Consider the following 23,243-nt stretch of genomic DNA (forward strand, 5'->3'; position numbering starts at 1 on the left):
GTTGGTTAAAATATATTTTTATTGTAAAAAATAATTAAGATGTAAAAATTTGTTTTTAATGTTTTATTAATTTTTTTTTTTTAATTTTGTTATTGTTAATAATGAAGTTGACCTATAAGCCGGGTTCAGTATTTGACAGTCATTTATCTAGACTAATAATCACTTATTAGTTCAAGCAGCCTACCCGAGTATTAAAAATTTGGGCTGATACTCTTATTTGGCCTTACTCCAAGGTAGAGTTTACCTTTAGCAGTACTTGTTACCAAGAACCCGGTGTGCTTTTACCACACCATTTCACCCTTACTATTTTAATTCTAGCGGTTTTTTTTCTGTTGCACTGGTCGTGAACTTACGTTCCCCAGATGTTATCTGGTACCTTTGCCCTATTGGAGCCCGGACTTTCCTCTTCTATAAATTTATCATTATTACTAAATAATAGCAGCGACTGTCTGGTCAACTTCATATGATCATTTCAATTAAAAAATATTATTTACTTGTTTATTTTTATTTTTTGGTTAATTACATTATTATATAAAAAATTTTTTGATAATTTATGTATTTTAGCAGTGTGTTTTATTGCTGTACTTAATGGTAAGCATAATTGTAATATTTGTAAAGTTTTTAATGCTGAATTTGGTATTAGTGACGTGTTTTCTTTTTTATATCCCGAGATAATAATTGTAAATTCTCCTTTTTGATGAGAATTATTTGTTTTTAGCCATGTTAATATGTTGTATGACGTGTCTCTTTTAATAGTTTCCCATTTTTTTGTTAATTCTTTTACCAGTGCAATGTTTCTATTTTTTCCTAGTATTTCTATTATGTTTTTTATACTTTTTATAATTCTATGTGTTGTTTCATAAAATATTATAGTTCTTTCTTCTGTTTTTATGTTTTTTAAAACTTTATATCTTTGTGTTTCAGTAGAAGGTAGATAACCTTCATAACAAAATCTATGTGTAGATAAATTAGAAGCGATTAATGCTGTAATAGCTGCGCAAGGACCTGGAATAGGGGTTATTATTATAGAATGATTACAACACATTTTTATCAAGTAGTTTCCAGGATCGTTTATTAATGGTGTACCAGCATTAGAGATTAACGCAATATTTTTATTTTGTTGTAGTATTAAAATTAATTGTTTGCTTTTAACTATTTCATTGTTTTTATTAAAAGTAATTATTTTAGTATTTATATTGTAATATTGTAATAATATTTTTGCGTGAAATATGTTTTCAACGGCTATTAGGTGAACATTTTTTAATGTTTTTATAGCTCGATAGGATATATCATCTAAGTTACCTATTGGAGTTGGTATAATATATAATATTCCGTAATTTTTTGTTTTACTGATATTCATTTCAGTTAAAAATTATTGTAATAGTTAAGATTAATGTTATTACTACTATAGTAATTATAGTATGTAATAATCAAAGTAAATTTAGAAGTTTTAAATTATTTTTATTTTTTGTGTTAATTAAATTTTAGTTAGTTTTTTTTTAATATTTTTAATTAGTTTGTTTTTGATTTAGTATATTATGAAATAAATATGTAATATATTTTTTAATTACAGGATCCTTTAATGAAGAGAGTAGTGATTACAGGATTAGGTATAATATCTAGTATTGGAAATAATCAAGTAGAAGTATTGAACTCTTTATTAACATTAAAATCTGGTATCTCTTTTTCTAAAGAAATGAAAGAGTGGGGAATGCGTAGTCATGTATGTGGAAATATAAAATTAGGAAAAGTTTATCAAAGCATAGATCGAAAAATTTTTAGATTTATGAATGATGCTTCTATTTATTCATATTTATCTATGAAAGAAGCTATAACCGATGCAAAACTAACTGAAAATATTTATGAAAATAATTTTAGAATTGGTGTCATTGTTGGTTCTAGTGGAGGATCACCAAAATCTCAAGTTAGTGAAATGTATTCTATAAAAAACAAAACTAATAAATTTAGAAGAACTAGTCCTTATACTGTTGTTAAATCTATGACTTCTAGTATTTCTGCATGTTTAGCTACAGCATTTAAAATTAGAGGTGTAAATTATTCTATTAGTTCAGCATGTTCTAGTTCAGCTAACTGCATAGTAAATGCTGTTGAGTTAATTCAGTTAGGAAAACAAGATATAATATTTGCAGGTGGTGGTGAGGAAATTAGTTTAGAATTAGCTTGTGCTTTTGACTCTATGGGTGCGTTATCTACCGCATATAATTCTGAACCTGTGTTGTCTTCGCGGGCTTTTGATTATGATAGAGATGGTTTTGTAATTTCAGGTGGTTCTGGAATTTTAGTTATGGAAGAGTTAAATTTTGCGTTATCTAGATCAGCAAATATTTATGCGGAAGTAATTGGATATGGTACATCATCTGATGGTTTCGATATGGTTGTGCCTTCAGGTATTGGTGCAGTGAATTGCATGAATATAGCCATGAAAAATTTAAATGAGCCAATTGATTATTTAAATGTGCATGGAACTTCTACTAGGATGGGTGATTCAATAGAATTAAAAGCTATTCGAAAAGTATTTGGTGTATTTAGAACGCCAATTATTTCGTCAACTAAATCTATTACTGGGCATGCATTAGGTGCTTCTGGAGTGCAAGAATTAATTTATAGTTTATTAATGTTAAAAAATGATTTTATTGTTCCTAGTATTAATATATTTAAATTAGACTCTGAAGCTAAAAATTTAAATATATTAACTACTATGATTAAGAAAAAATTTTTTACAGTTATGTCTAATAGTTTTGGATTTGGAGGAACAAATGTTTCATTAGTTATTAAAAAGTATATTTAATTAAATTGATATATTTTAAATTAGTTATATATATTTAGTGTATTTATAACTACTATCATTTTATATTACTAATAATAGAAGTTTTTATAAAATATGATGTAGTATTATTTTAATATTTGTAACTAAATTATTAAAATTTTTTAGGCTTGTTTATCACAATGTTAAGTAAGTATTGTTTTGTATATGTTTTTTAATTAAATGAGATTATTTATTAAAATAAAGCAATTTTTTAGAGTTTAAGTAGTTAAATAATTTTATTTTGTATTTGCAAAAGTAGTGTTGTCTAGTTTTAGAATTTAAATATTTATGTTTAAAATATTTTTTATTTAATAAACATTTTAAAAATGATTTAAATATACATTTTAAAATATGTTAGAATTTTATTGTCAAAATCCTTCTTAATACTTCTATCATTAGGAATTTTTTAATATTTTAATGGTGTTAAGATTTTAAATTTTTTTAATATTTTTTTGTGTAATTATAATGTAAATAATTTGTATATACGCTTTATCTTATTTTACAAATTGTTGTTTTTTGAGATACTTAATATATTAAATTTTTTAAATTTAGAGTGATAAGTTGATTTTTTTGATTAGAATTTATTTTGTAATAAATACTATTTTTTATGTATTAGAGGAAAATAAAGATTGAATCAATTAGAGTCTTTAAAACAGCATACTACAGTTGTAGTAGACAGCGGAGATATAAGATTTATTCAGAAACATTGTCCTGAAGATGCTACTACTAATCCTTCATTAATTAGACAAGCAATAACTCTTCCACAGTATCAATATGTTTTTCGAGATGCGATAAATTATGCAAAAATAAAAGGTGGAAATTTATTTTCACAAATTGAAAATGCGGTTGATAGAATTTCAGTAATTTTAGGATTAGGTATTTTAAAGATTATTCCAGGTAAAGTATCTACTGAGATTGACGCTCGTTTGTCGTTTAATACGAAATTATGTGTTAGCAAAGCAAGAAAGATAATTTCTATGTATGAAGAAGATGGTGTTAGTCGTTCTCGTATATTAATTAAATTGGCAGCTACATGGGAAGCTGTACTTGCTGCAAAGAAATTAAAAGAAGAAGGTATTCAGTCTAATTTAACATTATTATTTTCATTTGCACAAGCTAGAATTTGTGCTGAAGCTGGAGTATTTTTAATTTCTCCTTTTGTAGGGCGTATTTATGATTGGTATAAGTCTAAATCTTTAATAATTTCTTCTCAGGCTAATAAAGATCCTGGAGTTATTTCAGTTAAAAAAATTTATTGTTATTATAAAAAATATGGGTATGTAACTATTGTGATGGGAGCAAGTTTTAGGAATATCGATCAAATTTTAGCATTATCAGGTTGTGATAGATTAACTATTTCTCCAAAATTATTGAGTGAATTACAAGAATGTAGTAATTGTGTTTCTAGGGAATTATATCCTCCTAAAATTAGTTTAAAATCAAAACCTATTCCTCTTTCTAGAAGTGAATTTTATTGGATGCATAATGAAGATGCAATGGCTGTAGAAAAATTGTCTGAAGGTATACGTCAATTTGGAATAGATCAGAAAGAATTAGAAAATATTGTTAGAAGTAAAATTTAATATATTCATTTTATAAAAAAATTGTTAATTAATTTAAATTTTATAATAGTAGTTAGTACCATATTTATGGTGTTGTATTTAGTTTTTATTTTATTTTAGTTAAGGAATTTTTATGTGTTTACGTAGAAGATTAGCCAATGCTCTTCGTGTATTAAGTATGGATGCAGTTCAAAAAGCTAATTCTGGACATCCTGGAATGCCTATGGGTATGTCTGATATTGCAGAGGTACTGTGGCGAGAATTTTTTAAGCATAATCCTAAAAATCCATCATGGCATAATAGGGATCGTTTTGTTCTTTCTAATGGACATGGTTCAATATTATTATACAGTATATTACACCTTACTGGATATAATATATCTATTGATGATTTAAAAAATTTTCGACAATTAAATTCTAAAACTCCAGGTCATCCTGAAGTTGGAATTACTCCCGGTGTAGAAATAACTACTGGTCCGTTAGGACAGGGTTTAGGAACAGCTGTAGGTATGGCAATTGCTGAACATACATTGGGTTCTATTTTTAATACAGTCGATTACAATATAATTGATCATTATACTTGGGTTTTTGTGGGTGATGGATGTTTAATGGAAGGGATTTCTCATGAAGTGTGTTCTCTAGCTGGTACTTTAAAATTAGGGAAATTAATTGTATTTTATGATAATAATGGAATATCAATAGATGGAAAAGTAGATGAATGGTTTACTGATGATACAGCTGGCAGGTTTAGAGCATATAATTGGCATGTTGTGTCTAATGTAGATGGTCATGATCATAAATCTATTTCTAATGCAATTCGAGAAGCTTTATCAGTTATACATAAGCCATCTATTATTATTTGTAATACTATTATTGGTTTTGGATCTCCTAATAAATCAGGACTTGAGACGTCACATGGAGCACCTTTAGGCGATGAAGAAATATTATTAACAAAAAGAAGTTTGAAGTGGAATTATGATCCTTTTTTCATACCTCAAGATATTTATGATTGTTGGAATTTTGATCTTCAAGGAGAAATTTTAGAAAATGATTGGATTCAGAAGTTTAATTCTTATCGTAAGAAATATCCTGATTTAGCTAATGAATATATTAGACGTATGAACAAAGATATGCCGAATATGTGGATGAGTGATTTTAATAAATTTTTTATGAATTTATGTTTAAGTCCTAAAAGTATATCTACTCGTGTTGCATCAAATAATGTATTAGAGTTTGTAGGGAAATTATTACCCGAACTACTTGGTGGTTCAGCTGATTTATCGCCAAGTAATTTAAGTATGTGGTCAAATTCTAAATCTATTAAAGAACATTCATCTGGAAATTATATACATTATGGTGTTCGTGAATTTGGTATGACTTCTATTTCTAATGGAATAGCACATCATGGAGGATTTATACCGTATACTTCAACCTTTCTAGCATTCATGGATTATGCGCGTGGTGCTGTGCGTATGTCGTCATTAATGAATACTCGTAATATATTTATATACACTCATGATTCTATTGGTTTAGGTGAAGATGGTCCTACGCATCAACCAGTAGAACAGTTATCTTCACTAAGATTAATTCCTAATATGAATGTTTGGAGACCTTGTGATCAACTTGAAACAGCTATTTCGTGGAAATATGCTCTAGAAAGGAAAAGTTGTTCTTCAGCTATTATTTTATCTCGTCAAAACTTATCTTTTATAGAAAGACAACCTCAACAAATTAAAAATATTATTCGAGGAGGGTATATTTTAGGTAATGAAAGTAAAAAAAATCTTAAAGGTATTATAATTTCTACTGGATCAGAAGTTCAAATAGCGGTAGAAGTTTCTAGTATTTTATTAAAAAAAGGGTATTTTTTACGAGTAGTATCTATGCCATCTACGAATGTTTTTGATAGTCAAGATGAAACTTATAAAGAATTAATACTTCCTAAATGTATTACTTATCGTATTGCAATTGAATCTGGTGTATCTAATTTTTGGTATAAATATGTTGGATTAGAAGGATTAATAATTGGATTAGATTGTTTTGGAGAATCCGGATCTGAAAGTCAATTATTTAAAAAATTTGGATTTCATCCTGATAATATTTCTAAAAAAATTATATCTTATTTAACATCTAAATAATTATTAAATATATTAAAGGGGGTTTTAAATTTAAACCCCTTTTAGAAAGTAAAAATTTTATGTTTAGAATCTAGTTGGATTTTTTATAGATGGGTAGTATTATAATTATAAATTGAGCTTAAGAAAGCATTTTGTGTATTTAATTTTTAACACGGTTAGTACAAAGTTATTAAATTAAATATGCATTATTATAGGAATATTTTTTATGACTTCTTCTGTTATTAATTTTGCTAAACAGTTAATTAGCATTCCTTCTGTTAGTCCTATGGATTTAGGATGTCAGGAATTAATTTCTAATAGATTGATTGGTCTTGGTTTTTCGGTAGAACAGATTAACATAAATAATACTAGTAATATTTGGGCATGTAAGGGTAGTGGTAACACTTTAATGTTTGCTGGACATACGGATGTTGTTTCTGCAGGTAACTTAGATCATTGGAAGTTTCCTCCTTTTTCTCCTACAATTTATCGAGGTAATTTTTTTGGACGAGGAATTGTGGATATGAAGGGCGCATTATCAGCTATGATTATAGCTGTTGAAAGATATATTAAAAAATATCCTAATTTTAAAGGACGTTTGGCTTTTTTAATTACTTCAGATGAGGAATCTCAAGCATTAGATGGAACTAAAAAAGTAATTTTGAATTTAATTCATCGAAAAGAAAGTATTGATTATTGTATTATTGGTGAACCATCTAGTGTAAAACGTTTGGGTGATGTGATAAAATATGGTCGTAGGGGTTCTATAACAGCCTGTATACGTATTTATAGTATTCAAAAACATATAGCATACTCTAAGTTATTTGATAATCCTATACATCAAACAATTTTTTTTCTTAAAGAATTGTTATCTACTTGTTGGGGTAGACAAAACAAATTTTTTGCTTCAACTAGTGTTCAAATTTATGAAATCAAATCTCAATCTATTAGTAGTAACATGATTCCATGTAAATTAACGGTTAAATTTAATTTTCGTTTTAATAATGAAATTACAAGTAGTGAAATTAAAGAAAAAGTACAAGAATTGTTAAGTAATAGTAATATTGAATATTCGATAAATTGGAATTTATCTGGAGATCCATTTTTAACTAAGATTGGTTTATTATCAGATGTAGTAATTCAATCAATTAAAAGTGTTTGTAATATTGTTCCTAAATTATCTACGTCAGGAGGAACTTCTGATGGTCGTTTTATTTCTAAAATATGTTCTGAAATTATAGAATTAGGTTTAGTGAATAAAACTATTCATAAAGTTAATGAAAAAACTAAAGTTGAAGATTTAGAAGTTCTCAGTTTAATGTATGAAAATATTATTACACGATTGTTTTTTAAAATAGAGTCAGAGAGTGATAAAAATGTGTAATTTTTTATAAATTTTAGTTTTTTTATTAGTATTTTGATATTTTAAAGTAAAAATTTTAAATTGTTTTCGTAATTTTTATTTACAGAGTATCTCAATTTTTCTGATGATACTCTGCTATGGTGTTCATATTATAAGTTAATAAAATTTATATTTTATTAATAGTTATGTTTTAGTAATTTTTAGCTGTATATTTTATGTAAAATTTATATTTATTAAATATTGTTTAAAATTTTTTAGTTTATTATATTATTCAATATTAATATTTAATATTATTAATATTTTTATATATTTTATATATAAGTTATTTATATTTTAAAATTCTTATTTGAGAAAAAGTGATTAAATAGTTTTATTGTAAAAATTTTTAGAAAAATTTAGTGCTTTTTCTAAAATTAAACGAGTTTTGTCTGAAATAGAAGTCATGGGTAAACGTAATTTATCTGATTTGATTAAACCTATTTTTTTAGCTAACCATTTGATTGGGATTGGATTAGGTTCATAAAATAGTCCGTAATGCAGTGGTAGTAAATAATTATTTAATAATCTTGCTGATTGAAAATTGTTAGATAGAGCTAATTTACAAATTTTACTCATTTCTATTGCAGCTATGTTAGCTGTAACTGATATTATACCTTGTCCACCTAATTGCATAAAATCTAAAAAAGTTGTATCATCTCCACTAAGTATAAGGAATTTTTTTTTAACGAATTGTTTTATTTTTTGAACACGAGATAAATCTCCAGTAGCTTCTTTTATTCCAATAATATTTTTTAATTTAGATAATTTAATGATTGTCTTGGGTATTAAGTCGCATCCAGTACGTATTGGAACATTATAAAGAATTTGTGGTAAATGCGTATTTTCTGAAATAGCTTTGAAATGTTGATATAGTCCTTCTTGAGTAGGACGATTATAATAAGGAGTTACTGTTAAACATGCAGATATTCCTGTGTGTTCAAACTTTTTTGTTAATAAAATGGCTTCTGATGTTGCATTAGCACCGGTTCCAGCTATTATAGGAATTCTGTTATTAGCTATTTCTAATGTTAACATTACAACATTAATATGTTCTTTTTGACTAAGAGTAGATGATTCTCCAGTTGTTCCAACTGAAACAATTGCGGTTGTTCCATTATTTATATGATAATTAATTAAGTTGTTTAAGCTTTGTTCGCAAATTTTCCCATGTTTATTCATGGGTGTAATAAGAGCAACAATACTACCTTTAAACATGTTTTTATTTCTCTCATTAATAAAATAAATTTTAGTTATTTTTTGAATGGTTTTGTACAATATTGTTTTATGTAAAATAGATGAGAATGTTTATATGTATTGTGTAAACATATATATTAAAAATTAATTAAATTTATGTATCAACTTTTAGTTTATCTTGATTTGATAAAGTATTGATAGTGTTTAGTATATTACTAAAAATTGTAATGTTTAAATTTTTAAAAAATTTTTTTTGAGATATATTTCAAGTATTAATAAAAATTTTTATGTATATTTATATATTTTTGTAATTTTATAAAACTAGATATGTTTTATTAATCGTTAAAATTATTTATTAATTAAGAAGTATAAAATATTTTAAATGTTAAAATTTTTAGTTTTTTATTTTTAATATATAATTTAATAGTATTTTTGTTATGAAATATTAAAATAGTTTAGAGTAATATTTGTATTTTTTTTATATATTTGTTAGTTAAGTATGCATATGGATTTCATTTGATTATTGCTATGGATTTTTTTTAATAGAAACTAATATTTAAAAATTTTTAGTGAGTTTTTATATTTTTTAATTTAATTAAAAAAATAAATAATATTTATTATTTTACGTATTTTTTATTTATCAAATTATTCATTTATGTTTTATAGTAAGTTTTGTTATTTTATAATTTATTTAGGTTTTACACATTGTCCTCGATATCTTAATATATGGTCCATTAGTGTTATGGAAATCATAGCTTCTGCTATTGGAACAGCTCGTATACCTACACATGGATCATGTCTTCCAGAAATAGAAATTTCACTATTATCTCCATTTATATTTACTGTATTTCCTATTTTCTTTATGCTTGAGGTTGGTTTTAGTGCTATTGTAGTGACAATATTTTCTCCAGTGCTAATTCCTCCTAAAATACCTCCTGAATGATTGCTTATAAAACCGTATTTGTTCATTTCATCTCGATGTTGACTTCCTTTTTGATTAACTACTTTAAAACCATCTCCAATTTCTACACCCTTAACTGCATTAATACTCATTAATGAATGAGCTAAATCAGCATCTAATCGATCAAATACAGGTTCTCCTAAACCTATAGGCACATTTTCAGAGATTATTTTTATTTTTGCTCCTATAGAATCTCCTTCTTTTTTGAGATTTTTTATTAGTGTACTGATATTTATTATTTGTTTTTGATTAGGGCAAAAAAATGGATTAGTATTTACTTCATTCCAAGATGAAAATTTGCAAATAATATTTCCTATTTGTGTTAAATAACCTCGAATAATAATTTTATAATTGTCATATAAATATTTTTTTGCAATAGCACCTGCTGCTACCCTCATAACTGTTTCTCTAGCAGATGATCTACCTCCACCTCTTGGATCTCTAATTCCATATTTTTTTTGATAAGTAAAATCAGCGTGTCCTGGTCTATATAATGTATTTATTTTTGTGTAATCTTGTGGTCTTTGATCTGTATTTTTAACGATTAGTCCGATACTTGTTCCTGTTGTTTTTCCTTGATACACTCCAGATAGAATAGTAACTTTATCTTCTTCTCTTCTTTGTGTAGTATATTTAGATGTTCCTGGTCGTCTTCTATTTAGTTCTTTTTGCAAGTCTCCTTCTGATATTTTTAAACCTGGTGGTGTTCCATCTATTATACATCCTAGTTTTAATCCGTGAGATTCTCCAAATGTTGTAACTTGAAATAGCTTCCCTATAGAATTTCCAGCCATGTGTTCATTCCTATAATTGATATTTAATTTTAAAATTCATTGTAAAGTAAATTTAATGTATTTTGTAATAATTTATAAAATTTGATAAAAATATAGTTTTATTTATATTAATTAGAGATGGGTAAGAATTTTCATTTGTTAAGAATTAAGTAAATTAATTATTTTGTAATTTTTGTATGTATTTTGTAGATTATGATGATAAAATTTTATTTTCATGGCATATTATTAAAAACTTTATATAGTTTGAAGTTTTATTTGTCTAAAAATTGAATGTATTTTTTTATAATTTTTATTAGAATAATATTTTTAATTTTTTAATTTAATAAAAATTTTTTATATTAATCAGTTTTTTTATTTGAGTTATGTTCATTTATTTTAAATAGTTTGATTTATATAATTTTGGTAATTAATAATGAATAAAAATGTTTCATTTTTAACTGAAGATTTATTTTTATTATATCAAGAATTTAGTGGAATACGTAAAATAAAACAGGATACTATTTTTCAATCTAGACGTGGTAAAATTAAAAATAATGTGAAAATAAAAAAAGATATGTATGAACGAGATGTTCATTGTCATTATTTTTCATGTTGTAAATTTCAAACGTCATTTGATCAAAATTCTATTTTTTATATGCGTAGTAGAAATGATTATGCTAAATGTAAAAAATTGAAGATAGGGCAATATATGCCGGAGATTATTCTTGATTTACACGGGTTAAATCAATTAGAAGCTAAAAAAAAATTAGGAGAGTTATTAAATATTTGTTATAAAGAAAATTTTATATGTGCAAGTATTATTCATGGTCATGGTAAAAATGTTTTAAAAAAGCAAATACCAATATGGCTTTCTAGGCATCCTAATATAATAGCTTTTTATAAGGTTCAAAAAAAAGTTGGCAATAGTACAGAAATTTTATTTCTACTTGATTTAAGTAATTGATATGAGTAAAAATTAATTTTATTTTTTGAAAATTATCTATGTTATTTTAATTTTTTATATATAATTTAAAAAAAAAAAGTAATAAATTCTGTTTATCTTTACTATGAAAATATTAGGTATAGTTGAATTATTAGATTTATTAAAATATATTTTTTTAGTTACAATATTATAAATGTATAATTATAAAATTATCTTTAATTGATGATATTTAAATATATTGTCAGTTAAAAATTTAGTGAAACAAAAACCTTTGTTTAACCTATTTTTTAATGAATTTTATATAACAAGGAAAATTTTATAATTAATTAATTTGCAACATTAGATTTGAGTCTATAAATCATTAGTATATATAAAATATTAAATATAATTTATTCATAGGATTATAAGTTGAATATGATTAATAATAATCGATTGCGAATTGCAATGCAACGGACTGGAAGATTAAGTGATGATTCGAAAGATTTATTGATGCGTTGTGGTATTAAAATTAATTTGCATAAGCAAAAATTAATTGCATATTCAGAGAATATGCCTATAGATGTCATGTGTGTTAGAGATGATGATATTCCTGGTTTAGTTATGGACAAGGTAGTAGATATAGGTATTATTGGAGAAAATGTATTAGAAGAAGAAGTTTTGAATCGAAAAATTCAATTAGAAAACTATTCCTATGTGAAATTAGGACGTTTGGATTTTGGAGTATGTAGATTGTCTTTAGCTATTCCTATAAATAAGGTATATAAAAATATTTATTGTTTGAATAATACTAGAATTGCTACTTCATATCCTCATTTATTAAAGCAGTATTTAGATAAAAAAAAACTAATTTTTAAATCATGCATGCTTAATGGTTCAGTTGAAGTGGCTCCTCGTGCTGGTTTAGCTGATGCTATTTGTGATTTAGTATCTACAGGCGCTACTTTAGAAGCTAATGGATTACGTGAAGTTGAAGTAATTTTTTTTTCTAAAGCATGTCTTATTTGTAAAACAGGTGTTATTTCTTCGAAAAAAAAAAATATTATAGATAAGTTAATGACACGTATTCAAGGTGTAATTAAAGCTAGAGAATCAAAATATATTATGTTACATGCTCCTATTAATTGTTTAGAACACATTATGGAATTATTACATGGTGCAGAAAAACCTACAATATTAAAATTAGCTGGAGATAATACTCGTGTAGCTATGCATATGGTAAGTAGTGAAACGTTATTTTGGGAAACTATGGAAAAGTTAAAATTATTGGGAGCAAGTTCTATTTTAGTATTACCAATTGAAAAAATGATGGAGTAAGTTTAAATATATGAATCAGAATATTAAAATTTTACATTGGAAAGATTGTGGTGTTGAAATAAAAAAAAAGGTATTATCACGACCAAGTAATTTTAATAGTAATGATATATACGTTAAAAAAGTAGTAAGTAAAATTTTTAACGATGTGAAAAGTATTGGAGATGAAGCTATTAGGAAATATACTAAAAGTTTTGATAATGTAGAGTTATCTTCTTTTTCAATTAGTGAAAAGCAAATATTTGATTCAGAGTTCGTCCTTAATTTAAAAGTTAAAAAATTTATAGAAGTAGCTAAAAATAATATTTTAAAATTTCATCAGCGACAAAACGTAGATCTTATGGATTTTGAAATTCAATCAGGGATACTTTGTAAACAAATTATTAGGCCTATTCAATCTATTGGATTGTATATTCCTGGTGGAGTTTCACCATTAATTTCTACGGCTTTAATGTTAGCTATTCCAGCTAACATAGCAAAATGTAAAAATATTATTATATGTTCACCTCCTCCTATTTCCTCTGAAATTTTATATGTTAGTAAAATTTGTGGTATAAAAAAGGTATTTCAGATTGGTGGCGCACAAGCAATTTTTGCTATGGCGTTTGGCACTGAAACTATACCAAAAGTAAATAAAATTTTTGGACCAGGAAATATTTATGTAACTGAAGCGAAATCTCAAGTTAAATTTTTATTAAAAGATGTTTCTATTGATATGTTAGCAGGTCCTTCTGAAATATTGATTATTGCTGATTTACATGCAGACCCTAGTATTATTGCTTCGGATTTATTATCTCAGATGGAACATGGAAGTTATTCACAAGCTTTATTAGTGACGCCAAGTTTTTCTTTAGCAAAGCATGTTATTTTAGAAATAAATAGTCAACTAAAAACTTTATTAAAAAAAGATACGATTTGTTTTTCATTAAAACATAGTAGTATTATTGTTACAGAAAATTTATTAGAGTGTTTTGAAATATCTAATCTTTACGCTCCTGAACATTTAATGATTCAGTGTAAAAATTCAATAAAATTATTAGATTATGTTATTAATGCAGGTTCAATTTTTTTAGGAAAGTGGTCAGCAGTTTCTTGTGGAGATTATGCAACTGGCACAAATCATGTATTGCCTACATATGGAAGTGCTGTTTTTGATTCTGGATTAACTATAAGAGATTTTCAAAAAATTATTTCAGTACAAAAATTAAATAAAACAGGATTATTAAATATTTCTTCGACTGTGTTGTGTTTATCTAAGTTAGAGCGTATGGAAGCTCATAGTAATTCTATTTTAAAGAGATTATGTATAATTCAGGATCAGGATTGACATGAATATTGAAAAATTAGTTCGAAAAAATATATTGAAACTAATACCTTATCAATCAGCTAGAAGAATTGGTGGAGATGGTGATATTTGGTTAAACGCAAATGAGTCTCCTAATTTTGATTATTTTGATTTAATTGATGTATCTTTAAATCGTTATCCTGAATTTCAACCTAAAAAATTATTAGATGCATATAGTTCTTATGTAGATGTAGATGTAAATACAATATTAATTACAAGAGGTGCTGATGAAGCTATCGAATTATTGATTAAAACTTTTTGTAATCCATTGGAAGATAAGATTATTTTTTTTCCTCCTACTTATGATATGTATGAAATTAGTGCTAAAATTTTAGGAATTGAAAGTATTGGTTTGCCTTTATTAGAATCTTTTCAATTAAATATAGATTTAATTGTAGATAATATATTTAATGTTAAATTGATTTATGTTTGTAATCCAAATAATCCTACTGGTAATATTGTTAATGCTCAAGACATTATTTTTTTATTAGAATTAACTTTAGGAAAAGCTCTAATCATTATTGATGAAGCATATATTGAATTTTGTCCCATTTATAGTATGGTTAATTTATTAAAAAAATACTCTAATTTAGTTATATTAAGAACTTTATCTAAAGCTTTTTCTTTAGCTGGATTACGTTGTGGTTTTATTTTATCTAATATTAAAATAATAAAAGTATTATCTAAAGTTATAAATCCTTATCCGATATCTATACCAGTTTCTGAAATAGCCAGTAGAGCATTGAATAAAAAAAATGTAGATATAATGCGAAAGAGAGTTTTAGATTTGAATTTAAATCGTATTTGGTTAGTACAAAAGTTAAGATTAATGAAATGTGTTGATACTGTATTTAATAGTTTTTCTAATTATTGTTTAGTAAGATTTTTTGATTCTAAAATTATATTTAAAGAATTATATAGTAATAAAATTATTGTTAGAGATCAAAGTAAAAAAATTAATTTACATAATTGCATACGTATATCTATAGGAAGTTTTTTTGAGTGTCAATCAGTGATTCGAGTGATTAAAAAAATAGATCATATTTATAAAAATTTTAGGGGGTGATTTGTGCATGAAAAGATTTTGTTTATTGACAGAGATGGTACATTGATTTCAGAACCTTTAGATAATTTTCAAATAGATAGTTTAAATAAATTAGTTTTTGAAAAAAATGTTATTTCTTCTTTAGTTGTATTAAAAAATTTTGGTTATGAATTTATAATGGTTACTAATCAGGATGGTTTGGGATCTATTAAATTTCCTTATTTAGATTTTTCAGTCCCACATGAATTTATGATAAATGTATTTTTATCTCAGGGAATAAAATTTAAAGAAATTTTAATTTGTCCTCATGAATTAAAAGATAATTGTAAATGTAGAAAACCTAATACTGATCTTGTAAAACATTGGTTATTAGATGATTTATTAAATAAAAATTCTTGTTTTGTTATAGGAGATAGAGATACTGATGTTTTGTTAGCAAAAAATATGGGGATTAAAGGAATAAAATATGGAGGAAAGAAGGGTTTGACATGGGATGAAATTGTACTTAAATTAACTGATAGAAGTGATAGATATGCTAAAGTAATACGTAATACTAAAGAAACTAAAATAACAGTAGAAATATGGTTAGATAGACATGGGAATAATTTTATAGATACTGGCTTAAATATGTTTAATCATATGTTGGATCAAATTGCAACGCATGGTTGTATTAGAATGAGGATTGTTGCCAATGGTGATCTTTGTATAGATGATCATCATACTATAGAAGATGTAGGTATTGCATTAGGAGAAGCTATTTTGAAGGCAATTGGTGACAAATTCGGTTTGAATAGGTTTGGTTTTGTTGTTCCTATGGATGATAGTTCTGGATACTGTCTATTAGATATTTGCGGTCGTCCTTTTTTAAAATTTCGTGCACACTTTAAATATCAATATATAGGAGATATTAGTTCTGAAATGGTAAAACATTTTTTTCGATCACTGATTTTTTCAATGAATAGCACTTTACATATAAGAAGTACAGGTAATAACGATCATCATCGTTTAGAAAGTTTATTCAAGGTTTTTGGAAAAACGTTACAACAGGCTATTAAAATTAGTGGAAATGTTTTACCGAGTTCTAAAGGATTATTATAAATGAATATTTCCATTATAAACACTCGTTGTGCAAATTTATCTTCTCTAAAATATGCTATTATGAGATTAGGTTATCGAGTTAATATTACTGAAAATAAGCATGAGATACTTGGTTCTAATAAAATTTTTTTACCTGGAATTGGAACTTCGTATTCAGTAATGAATGTTTTAAATGAATTGAATTTGGTGGATGTAATAAAAATGTGCATACAACCTATTTTAGGGATTTGTTTAGGTATGCAAATTTTGTGTTCTTATAGTGATGAATCTAAAAATGTAAGAATGTTAGATATAATAAAGTTACCTGTAAGAATTCTACAGTCAAATAATCTCCCTCTTCCTCATAATGGTTGGAATGATGTTATTTTTTGTAAAAAACATCCATTATTTATTAATATTGATAATAATTCTAAGTTTTATTTTTTACATAGTTATGCTATATGCAAAAATATTTATACTATTTCTAAGACGTTATATAATGTTTATTTTAGTTCTGCTATACAAATGAAAAATTTTTTTGGTGTTCAATTTCATCCAGAAAAATCTGGTGATGTAGGTGCTCAATTATTAAAAAATTTTTTGGAGATGTAAATATTGATTATTCCTTCTATTGATTTAATAGGTGGTAAGGTCGTTAGATTGTATCAGGGAAAATATGATCTTAAAACATATTATAATAAAAATATTTATGATGTGGCACAAAAATATTATAGTGATGGTGCTAAAATTATTCATATAGTTGATTTAGATGGTGCTTTTAATTCAAATAATAAACAGATAGATTTAATAAAGGATTTACTTAATTATTTTAATTTTTTTATTCAAGTTGGAGGTGGAATACGTAATTATAATGATGTAGAAATATTATTAGTTAATGGTGCTAAAAGAGTAGTTATTGGTTCTTCAGTGATTAATAATTTAAAAGAAGTAAAAAAATGGTTATTAGAATTTGGAAATGACAGTATTGTTTTAGCGTTAGATGTATACGTGCATGATAATGGATATAAAGAAGTAGTAATAAATGGATGGAAAGATTTTTCTAGAATATCTTTAGAAGAATCTATTCAGGAATTGATTACATTAGGATGTAAACATATATTGTGTACTGATGTAAGAAAAGATGGGACGTTTTTCGGGCCTAATGTTAATTTATATAAATATATTTCTCAATTATTTAATAATATTTATCTTCAATCGTCTGGAGGTATTGGAAATCTTAATGATATCTATATTGTTAGGGAATCAGGTGTTAAAGATATTATAATTGGTCGTGCTCTTTTAGAAAATAGGTTTAGTTTGTCGGAGGCGATTCAATGTTGGCAAAAAGAATAATTCCATGTTTGGATATAAAATGTGGATTAGTTGTAAAGGGTATTCAATTTAAGAATCATACAGTTGTTGGAAATATTTTATCGTTAGTACAACATTATGTTAAGCAAGGAGCTGATGAATTAGTATTATATGATATTAATGCCTCTTCTAGCAATCAATTAGTGGAAAAAAAATGGATTTCTAAGATAGCTAAAATTATTAATATTCCTTTTTGCGTTGCAGGTGGAATAAAAACTATTGCTGATGTGCAAAGCATTTTATTTAGCGGTGCAGATAAAATTTCTATTAATTCTTCAGCAATATCAGATCCTAGTTTAATTAGTCGGATAGCAGATCGTTTTGGAGTTCAATGTGTGGTTGTTGGAGTGGATTCTTGGTATGATACTAATAGTGCTCAATATTATGTTTGTCAATATACTGGTAATGAACAAACAATGATAAGAACTTCTTTAATTACATTAGATTGGATAAAGAAAGTTCAATGTTTAGGTGCTGGTGAAATAGTATTAAATGTTATGAATCATGATGGTGTTGGTAATGGATATGATATTTTTCAATTAAAAAAAGTTAGAAAGATATGTCATGTTCCATTAATTGCATCAGGTGGAGCAGGTAAAAGTATTCATTTTTATGATGTTTTTAATGATGCTGGTGTTGATGGTGCTTTAGCAGCTTCAATATTTCATAAGAATATTTTAGGAATTAGGACATTAAAAGAATTTTTGTTAAATAAAGGTTTAGAAATAAGATTATGTTAGAGACAATATATGAAATTAATGTTAATTGGAAAAAAGTTAATAATATGATACCAGTTATTATACAACATAATATTTCAGGTAAAGTATTAATGCATGGATATATGAACCCAGAAGCTCTAAAAAAAACTCAGAGTGATAAAATTGTTACTTTTTTTTCACGTACTAAAAATCGTTTATGGACTAAAGGTGAAATTTCTAAAAATTATCTTTATGTTGTAAGTATGACATTGGATTGTGATCAAGATTCTTTATTAATTTTAGTGAATCCTGTTGGAAATGTATGTCATTTAAATTGTCCTAGTTGTTTTAAATCATTGTCTACTACTTTATCTTTTTTTTATGATTTAGAAAGTAATTTAAAACTTAAAAAAGAAAAGTTTTCAGATGATTCTTATACTTCTAGTTTACATAGTAGTGGTATTAATAGAATAGCACAAAAGGTTTCTGAAGAAGCGGTAGAAACATCTATTGCAGCAGTTTCTAAGAATAAAGATCAACTTATAAATGAATCTTCAGATTTAATTTATCATTTATTAGTTTTGTTACATAGTTATAATTTAGATTTTTGTGATATTATAAAAAATTTAAAAATTAGAGATAAGTAATTTCTAAACAATTATTTTTTAGTATTTTATTATAATTCGCTGTGTGCTAATTTTATATAGTTTAAATTATCCAACAATTTTATATTTATTTTACTTTAGAGTAAAAGTAAAATAATGATTTATTTGAATTAGGAGCTTGTTAAGTATAATTATGGTTAAACAGAAGATTGGTATCATAGGATTAGCAGTAATGGGACGAAACTTAGCGTTAAATATTGCGCGTAATGAATATACAGTGTCTTTATTTAATCGTTCTGTAGAAGTTACAAATAAATTTATGTTAGAGTATCCTAAAAAAAATTTTTTTTCATATTCTTCTATTAAAAATTTTGTTTTTTCTTTGGAAAAACCAAGATGTATTTTATTAATGGTAAAGTCTGGTAGTGCAACAGACGATGTAATTCAGTCTTTATTGCCTTATTTAAGTCCAGGTGATATTATTATTGATGGAGGAAATTCTTTTTATAAAGATACTATTAATCGTTATAATCAGTTATTGAGTATGGGAATAAATTTAATTGGTGCAGGTTTCTCTGGAGGGGAATTTGGAGCTTTACATGGACCTTCTATTATGCCGGGTGGGTGTAGAAAAGTATATAATTATATATCTCCTATGTTAAAAAAAATTTCTGCAAAACATCAAGGAAAACCATGCGTGACATATATTGGACCTAATGGCTCAGGTCATTATGTTAAAATGGTACATAATGGAATTGAATATGGTGATATGCAATTAATTGCTGAGTCTTATTTTATTTTAAAAGTATTATTATGTTTAGATAACAAAAAATTGTCAAAAATTTTTTGTGAATGGAATAAAGGTGAGTTGAATAGTTATTTAATTGATATTACTAAAGATATTTTACTTAGAAAAGATATTAAGAATAATTATTTAATAGATTATATTTTAGATGACGGGAGTAATAAAGGGACAGGTGCTTGGACGACTCAAAGTGCTTTAGATCTTAGTGAACCTTTAACTTTAATTACTGAATCTGTTTTTGCTAGATATTTATCTTCTTTAAAATCTCAAAGATTATTAGCTTCTAAAATATTGAAAGGTCCTAGTGATTATTTATTAATATATAATCAAGAAGATTTTATTGAGCAGGTTAGGCAATCATTATATTTAGGAAAAATTATTTCATATGCTCAAGGGTTTTCTCAGTTAAATAGTGCATCTAAAAAGTATAATTGGAATTTACAATGTTCTGAGATTGCTAGAATTTTTCAATCTGGTTGTATTATTCGAGCGAAACTGTTAAAGTATATTAATGAAGAGTATATTAATAAACAGGATTTAGTAAATTTGTTATTTACTTCTTATTTTAAAAAAATAGCTAATATTTATCATAATTCATTGCGTAAGGTAGTATCTATATCCGTTCGTTGTGGTATTCCTATACCTGCTTTGTCTTCTGCAATTTCGTATTTTGATAGTTATAGATCGTCTAATTTACCTTCTAATTTAATTCAAGCACAAAGAGATTTTTTTGGTGCTCATACATATAGAAGAATAGATAAACCTGGAATATTTCATACTAATTGGCATTTAAAATAATTTTTATTACTATTTTTATATATATTTTTAAATTATTTAAGTTGTTTAACATATATTATAATTTTATTTTCAAATAAAGTAATTATATAGTAGGTTAATAAGGTTTAATTCTAATGAGATTAAGTGATCAAGATATAGAGTTGTGGATAAGAAAAAAAAAATTAATAATTCATCCTGTTCCAGATCAAGAATTTATTCACGGAGTGACTGTAGATATTCGTTTGGGTAATGAGTTTTTTACTTTTTGTAATAATTTTCCTGAGAGTGTTGATTTGAGTAAATCAAGTAGTGAGGTTTTTAGTCTTTTAAATAAACTAACAAATAAAAAAGAAATTGTTTCTAATGATAATGTTTTTTTATTAAATCCTGGTGTTTTTGTTTTAGCAATCACTTTTGAAAAATTTATTATACCAAATAATTTAGTAGGGTGGTTAGATGGACGTTCTTCATTAGCTAGATTAGGTTTAATGATACATGCTACTTCTCATCGCATAGACCCTGGTTGGAAAGGAAATATTGTTTTAGAATGTTTTAATTTTGGTAAAACAACTTTATCTTTGCGTCCTGGAATGTTAATTGCTGCACTAAGTTTTGAATTATTGTCTAGTCCTTCGGTACGTCCTTATAATATTAGATCTAATTCTAAATATTTTAATCAAACTGGAATTTTTTTTGGTTGAATTTAGGTATTTTTTAGAACAATATTTTTTATAATTTAATTAATTTTGTTATTTTTGTTTTATTTCTATTAATTTTACTAATAAATCTAATAAATGAAAAAAAAAATTTTAGTTACTTGCGCTTTTCCATATGCTAATGGAGATTTACATATTGGACATATGTTAGAACATATACAAGCAGATATTTGGGTTCGTTATAAAAAAATGAAAAAATATGAGATTTGGTTTATTTGTTCTGATGATGCTCATGGAACTCCAATTATGCTAAAATCTGATAGCTTGAATCTTTCTCCAGAAAAATATATTTCTTATATTTATAAAAATCATGTTCGTGATTTAAAAAATTTTAATATAAATTATGATAATTATTATTCGACTCATAGTTTAGAAAATTTATTTTTTTTAAAAAAAATATATTCAAGTTTAAAGAAACAAGGATTGATTATAAAAAAAGATATATTTCAGTTATTTGATGATTTTAAAAAAATATTTCTTCCTGATCGCTATGTTAAAGGCTCTTGTCCTATTTGTTATAAACATGATCAATATGGTGATCATTGTGAAGTTTGTGGTGCTTCGTATTCTGCTGTGGATTTATTAAATCCGGTTTCTATTTTATCTGGATATACCCCTATACTTAAAAAATCATTACACTTTTTTTTTAATTTGCCTTATTTTAAAGATTTTTTAAAATCTTGGATATCTTCTGATGTTTTTCAGGGATCAGTAATGAATAAATTAAGTGAATGGTTGAAACTTGGTTTAAAAGAATGGGATATCTCTAGAGATTCACCTTATTTTGGATTTAATATTCCTGAATTTTTAGATAAATATTTTTATGTATGGTTAGATGCTCCTATTGGTTATATTAGTACTTTTAAAAATTTATGTAATAAAAATCATGATATAAATTTTTTTGATTTTTGGAATAAAGATTCTAATTGCGAATTATATCATTTTATAGGTAAGGACATTATTTATTTTCATAGTTTTTTTTGGCCTTCTATATTAGAAGCAATTAATTTTAGAAAACCTACTAAAATTTTTGTTCATGGTCATGTAACTATGAATGGATTAAAGTTATCAAAATCGAAAGGTACTCTTGTTTTAGCTAAAAAATGGTTAAAATATTTAGATTCAGATAGTTTGCGTTATTATTATGCAAGTAAATTATCTTCTAAAGTACAGGATATAGAAATTAATTTTGATCATTTCGTTGGTAAAGTTAATTCTGATATTGTTAATAAAATTGTAAATTTAGCTTCTAGAGTATCATATTTTATAAATTTTAGATTTGGAAGTATGCTTTCTTCTCGTATAGATAATTTAATGTTGTATGATAAGTTTATTAATTCTTCTATTTATATTGAAAATATGTTTGAACGATGTGAATTTAATTTAGTTGTGATTAAGGTAATTTCCTTAGCTGATTTAGCAAATAGTTATATAGATGACAAAAAACCATGGGAATTAGCAAAACATGTTAAGTATGATATAATTTTGCATGATGTGTGTACTATGGCAATAAATTTATTTAGAATTTTAGCAACATGGCTAAAACCTATTGTTCCTGATTTAGTAGAAAAAGTAGAAGAATTTTTGAATATAACATTACTATGGGAGGATATTAGTTCTCCTTTATTAAATCATAATATTTCTATGTTTAAGAATTTAAGAAATAGAATAGATTTAAATAATTGTTTAAAGATTTTAGTTTAAATATTATTATG

The 23,243-nt window shown here is 25.3% G+C and carries 19 protein-coding genes and 1 other RNA gene; 16 read left to right on the forward strand and 4 right to left on the reverse strand.

Annotated elements, in window-relative coordinates; translation table 11 throughout:
- Window positions 1–99 precede the first annotated feature (99 nt).
- Both rnpB and rsmI read right to left on the reverse strand, forming a co-directional pair.
- Window positions 100–461: RNase P RNA component class A (gene rnpB / locus UAR70_00425), an RNA gene on the reverse strand.
- A 29-nt stretch (window positions 462–490) separates the two neighbouring features.
- On the reverse strand, window positions 491–1,360 hold the full coding sequence (gene rsmI, locus UAR70_00430; protein XBC39818.1) for a 16S rRNA (cytidine(1402)-2'-O)-methyltransferase: 870 nt from the start codon (window positions 1,358–1,360) through the stop codon (window positions 491–493).
- 222 nt (window positions 1,361–1,582) lie between these two features.
- On the opposite strand from rsmI, the gene UAR70_00435 reads away from it, so the two are divergent.
- From UAR70_00435 to dapE, 4 genes are all read left to right on the forward strand, one after another.
- Entirely contained in the window at window positions 1,583–2,809 is a 1,227-nt protein-coding gene (locus UAR70_00435; GenBank protein ID XBC39819.1) for a beta-ketoacyl synthase N-terminal-like domain-containing protein, read from the forward strand.
- Between the two features lie 647 nt (window positions 2,810–3,456).
- Entirely contained in the window at window positions 3,457–4,410 is a 954-nt protein-coding gene (gene tal / locus UAR70_00440) for a transaldolase (protein XBC39820.1), read from the forward strand.
- Between the two features lie 112 nt (window positions 4,411–4,522).
- On the forward strand, window positions 4,523–6,526 hold the full coding sequence (gene tkt, locus UAR70_00445; GenBank protein ID XBC39821.1) for a transketolase: 2,004 nt from the start codon (window positions 4,523–4,525) through the stop codon (window positions 6,524–6,526).
- A 205-nt stretch (window positions 6,527–6,731) separates the two neighbouring features.
- The gene (gene dapE / locus UAR70_00450) at window positions 6,732–7,889 is read left to right on the forward strand and encodes a succinyl-diaminopimelate desuccinylase (protein XBC39822.1); all 1,158 of its coding nucleotides are present in this window, start codon (window positions 6,732–6,734) and stop codon (window positions 7,887–7,889) included.
- A gap of 339 nt (window positions 7,890–8,228) precedes the next feature.
- On the opposite strand, the gene dapA is transcribed toward dapE, so the two are convergent.
- Together dapA and aroC are read right to left on the reverse strand one after the other, a co-directional pair.
- Window positions 8,229–9,122, reverse strand: a complete 894-nt coding sequence (gene dapA, locus UAR70_00455) for a 4-hydroxy-tetrahydrodipicolinate synthase (GenBank protein ID XBC39823.1) — start codon at window positions 9,120–9,122, stop codon at window positions 8,229–8,231.
- Window positions 9,123–9,788: 666 nt separating this feature from the next.
- A complete protein-coding gene (aroC, locus tag UAR70_00460) occupies window positions 9,789–10,856 on the reverse strand; it encodes a chorismate synthase (protein XBC39824.1) in 1,068 nt (355 codons plus the stop codon).
- 412 nt (window positions 10,857–11,268) lie between these two features.
- Here aroC and smrB point away from each other — a divergent pair, with 412 nt between their 5' ends.
- The 12 genes from smrB to metG all read left to right on the forward strand — a co-directional run bounded on the left by smrB (window position 11,269) and on the right by metG (window position 23,232).
- The gene (smrB, locus tag UAR70_00465; GenBank protein XBC39825.1) at window positions 11,269–11,799 is read left to right on the forward strand and encodes an endonuclease SmrB; all 531 of its coding nucleotides are present in this window, start codon (window positions 11,269–11,271) and stop codon (window positions 11,797–11,799) included.
- Between the two features lie 393 nt (window positions 11,800–12,192).
- Complete coding sequence (hisG, locus tag UAR70_00470) at window positions 12,193–13,092, forward strand: ATP phosphoribosyltransferase (protein ID XBC39826.1); 900 nt, start codon at window positions 12,193–12,195, stop codon at window positions 13,090–13,092.
- Between the two features lie 10 nt (window positions 13,093–13,102).
- Complete coding sequence (gene hisD, locus UAR70_00475) at window positions 13,103–14,416, forward strand: histidinol dehydrogenase (protein ID XBC39827.1); 1,314 nt, start codon at window positions 13,103–13,105, stop codon at window positions 14,414–14,416.
- Entirely contained in the window at window positions 14,412–15,500 is a 1,089-nt protein-coding gene (hisC, locus tag UAR70_00480) for a histidinol-phosphate transaminase (protein XBC39975.1), read from the forward strand. The genes hisD and hisC overlap by 5 nt, the downstream gene beginning before the upstream one ends.
- Window positions 15,501–15,503: 3 nt before the next feature.
- On the forward strand, window positions 15,504–16,577 hold the full coding sequence (gene hisB / locus UAR70_00485) for a bifunctional histidinol-phosphatase/imidazoleglycerol-phosphate dehydratase HisB (protein ID XBC39828.1): 1,074 nt from the start codon (window positions 15,504–15,506) through the stop codon (window positions 16,575–16,577).
- Window positions 16,578–17,168: an imidazole glycerol phosphate synthase subunit HisH gene (gene hisH / locus UAR70_00490; GenBank protein ID XBC39829.1), complete on the forward strand. Its 591-nt coding sequence runs from the start codon at window positions 16,578–16,580 to the stop codon at window positions 17,166–17,168.
- Window positions 17,169–17,171: 3 nt separating this feature from the next.
- A complete protein-coding gene (gene hisA / locus UAR70_00495; protein XBC39830.1) occupies window positions 17,172–17,909 on the forward strand; it encodes a 1-(5-phosphoribosyl)-5-[(5-phosphoribosylamino)methylideneamino]imidazole-4-carboxamide isomerase in 738 nt (245 codons plus the stop codon).
- The gene (hisF, locus tag UAR70_00500; protein XBC39831.1) at window positions 17,891–18,667 is read left to right on the forward strand and encodes an imidazole glycerol phosphate synthase subunit HisF; all 777 of its coding nucleotides are present in this window, start codon (window positions 17,891–17,893) and stop codon (window positions 18,665–18,667) included. Before hisA ends, hisF begins: the two co-directional genes overlap by 19 nt.
- On the forward strand, window positions 18,661–19,272 hold the full coding sequence (hisIE, locus tag UAR70_00505) for a bifunctional phosphoribosyl-AMP cyclohydrolase/phosphoribosyl-ATP diphosphatase HisIE (GenBank protein XBC39832.1): 612 nt from the start codon (window positions 18,661–18,663) through the stop codon (window positions 19,270–19,272). Before hisF ends, hisIE begins: the two co-directional genes overlap by 7 nt.
- Window positions 19,273–19,423: 151 nt before the next feature.
- The gene (gene gndA / locus UAR70_00510) at window positions 19,424–20,833 is read left to right on the forward strand and encodes an NADP-dependent phosphogluconate dehydrogenase (protein XBC39833.1); all 1,410 of its coding nucleotides are present in this window, start codon (window positions 19,424–19,426) and stop codon (window positions 20,831–20,833) included.
- A gap of 113 nt (window positions 20,834–20,946) precedes the next feature.
- Window positions 20,947–21,513 (forward strand): dCTP deaminase, encoded by a 567-nt coding sequence (dcd, locus tag UAR70_00515; GenBank protein ID XBC39834.1) that lies wholly within the window; start codon window positions 20,947–20,949, stop codon window positions 21,511–21,513.
- A gap of 93 nt (window positions 21,514–21,606) precedes the next feature.
- The gene (metG, locus tag UAR70_00520) at window positions 21,607–23,232 is read left to right on the forward strand and encodes a methionine--tRNA ligase (GenBank protein XBC39835.1); all 1,626 of its coding nucleotides are present in this window, start codon (window positions 21,607–21,609) and stop codon (window positions 23,230–23,232) included.
- Window positions 23,233–23,243: the final 11 nt, after the last annotated feature.

The organism is Buchnera aphidicola (Chaetogeoica yunlongensis) (genome assembly GCA_039829965.1).
GTDB classification, from domain to species: Bacteria; Pseudomonadota; Gammaproteobacteria; order Enterobacterales; family Enterobacteriaceae; genus Buchnera_B; species Buchnera_B aphidicola_BA.

Bases quoted from the DNA above. Each gene is read 5' to 3' on its own strand.
- rsmI (XBC39818.1), bottom strand. From the start codon at position 1,360: ATGAATATCAGTAAAACAAAAAATTACGGAATATTATATATTATACCA.
- UAR70_00435 (XBC39819.1), top strand. From the start codon at position 1,583: ATGAAGAGAGTAGTGATTACAGGATTAGGTATAATATCTAGTATTGGA.
- tkt (XBC39821.1), top strand. From the start codon at position 4,523: ATGTGTTTACGTAGAAGATTAGCCAATGCTCTTCGTGTATTAAGTATG.
- dapE (XBC39822.1), top strand. From the start codon at position 6,732: ATGACTTCTTCTGTTATTAATTTTGCTAAACAGTTAATTAGCATTCCT.
- dapA (XBC39823.1), bottom strand. From the start codon at position 9,122: ATGTTTAAAGGTAGTATTGTTGCTCTTATTACACCCATGAATAAACAT.
- aroC (XBC39824.1), bottom strand. From the start codon at position 10,856: ATGGCTGGAAATTCTATAGGGAAGCTATTTCAAGTTACAACATTTGGA.
- smrB (XBC39825.1), top strand. From the start codon at position 11,269: ATGAATAAAAATGTTTCATTTTTAACTGAAGATTTATTTTTATTATAT.
- hisG (XBC39826.1), top strand. From the start codon at position 12,193: ATGATTAATAATAATCGATTGCGAATTGCAATGCAACGGACTGGAAGA.
- hisD (XBC39827.1), top strand. From the start codon at position 13,103: ATGAATCAGAATATTAAAATTTTACATTGGAAAGATTGTGGTGTTGAA.
- hisH (XBC39829.1), top strand. From the start codon at position 16,578: ATGAATATTTCCATTATAAACACTCGTTGTGCAAATTTATCTTCTCTA.
- hisF (XBC39831.1), top strand. From the start codon at position 17,891: ATGTTGGCAAAAAGAATAATTCCATGTTTGGATATAAAATGTGGATTA.
- hisIE (XBC39832.1), top strand. From the start codon at position 18,661: ATGTTAGAGACAATATATGAAATTAATGTTAATTGGAAAAAAGTTAAT.
- gndA (XBC39833.1), top strand. From the start codon at position 19,424: ATGGTTAAACAGAAGATTGGTATCATAGGATTAGCAGTAATGGGACGA.
- dcd (XBC39834.1), top strand. From the start codon at position 20,947: ATGAGATTAAGTGATCAAGATATAGAGTTGTGGATAAGAAAAAAAAAA.
- metG (XBC39835.1), top strand. From the start codon at position 21,607: ATGAAAAAAAAAATTTTAGTTACTTGCGCTTTTCCATATGCTAATGGA.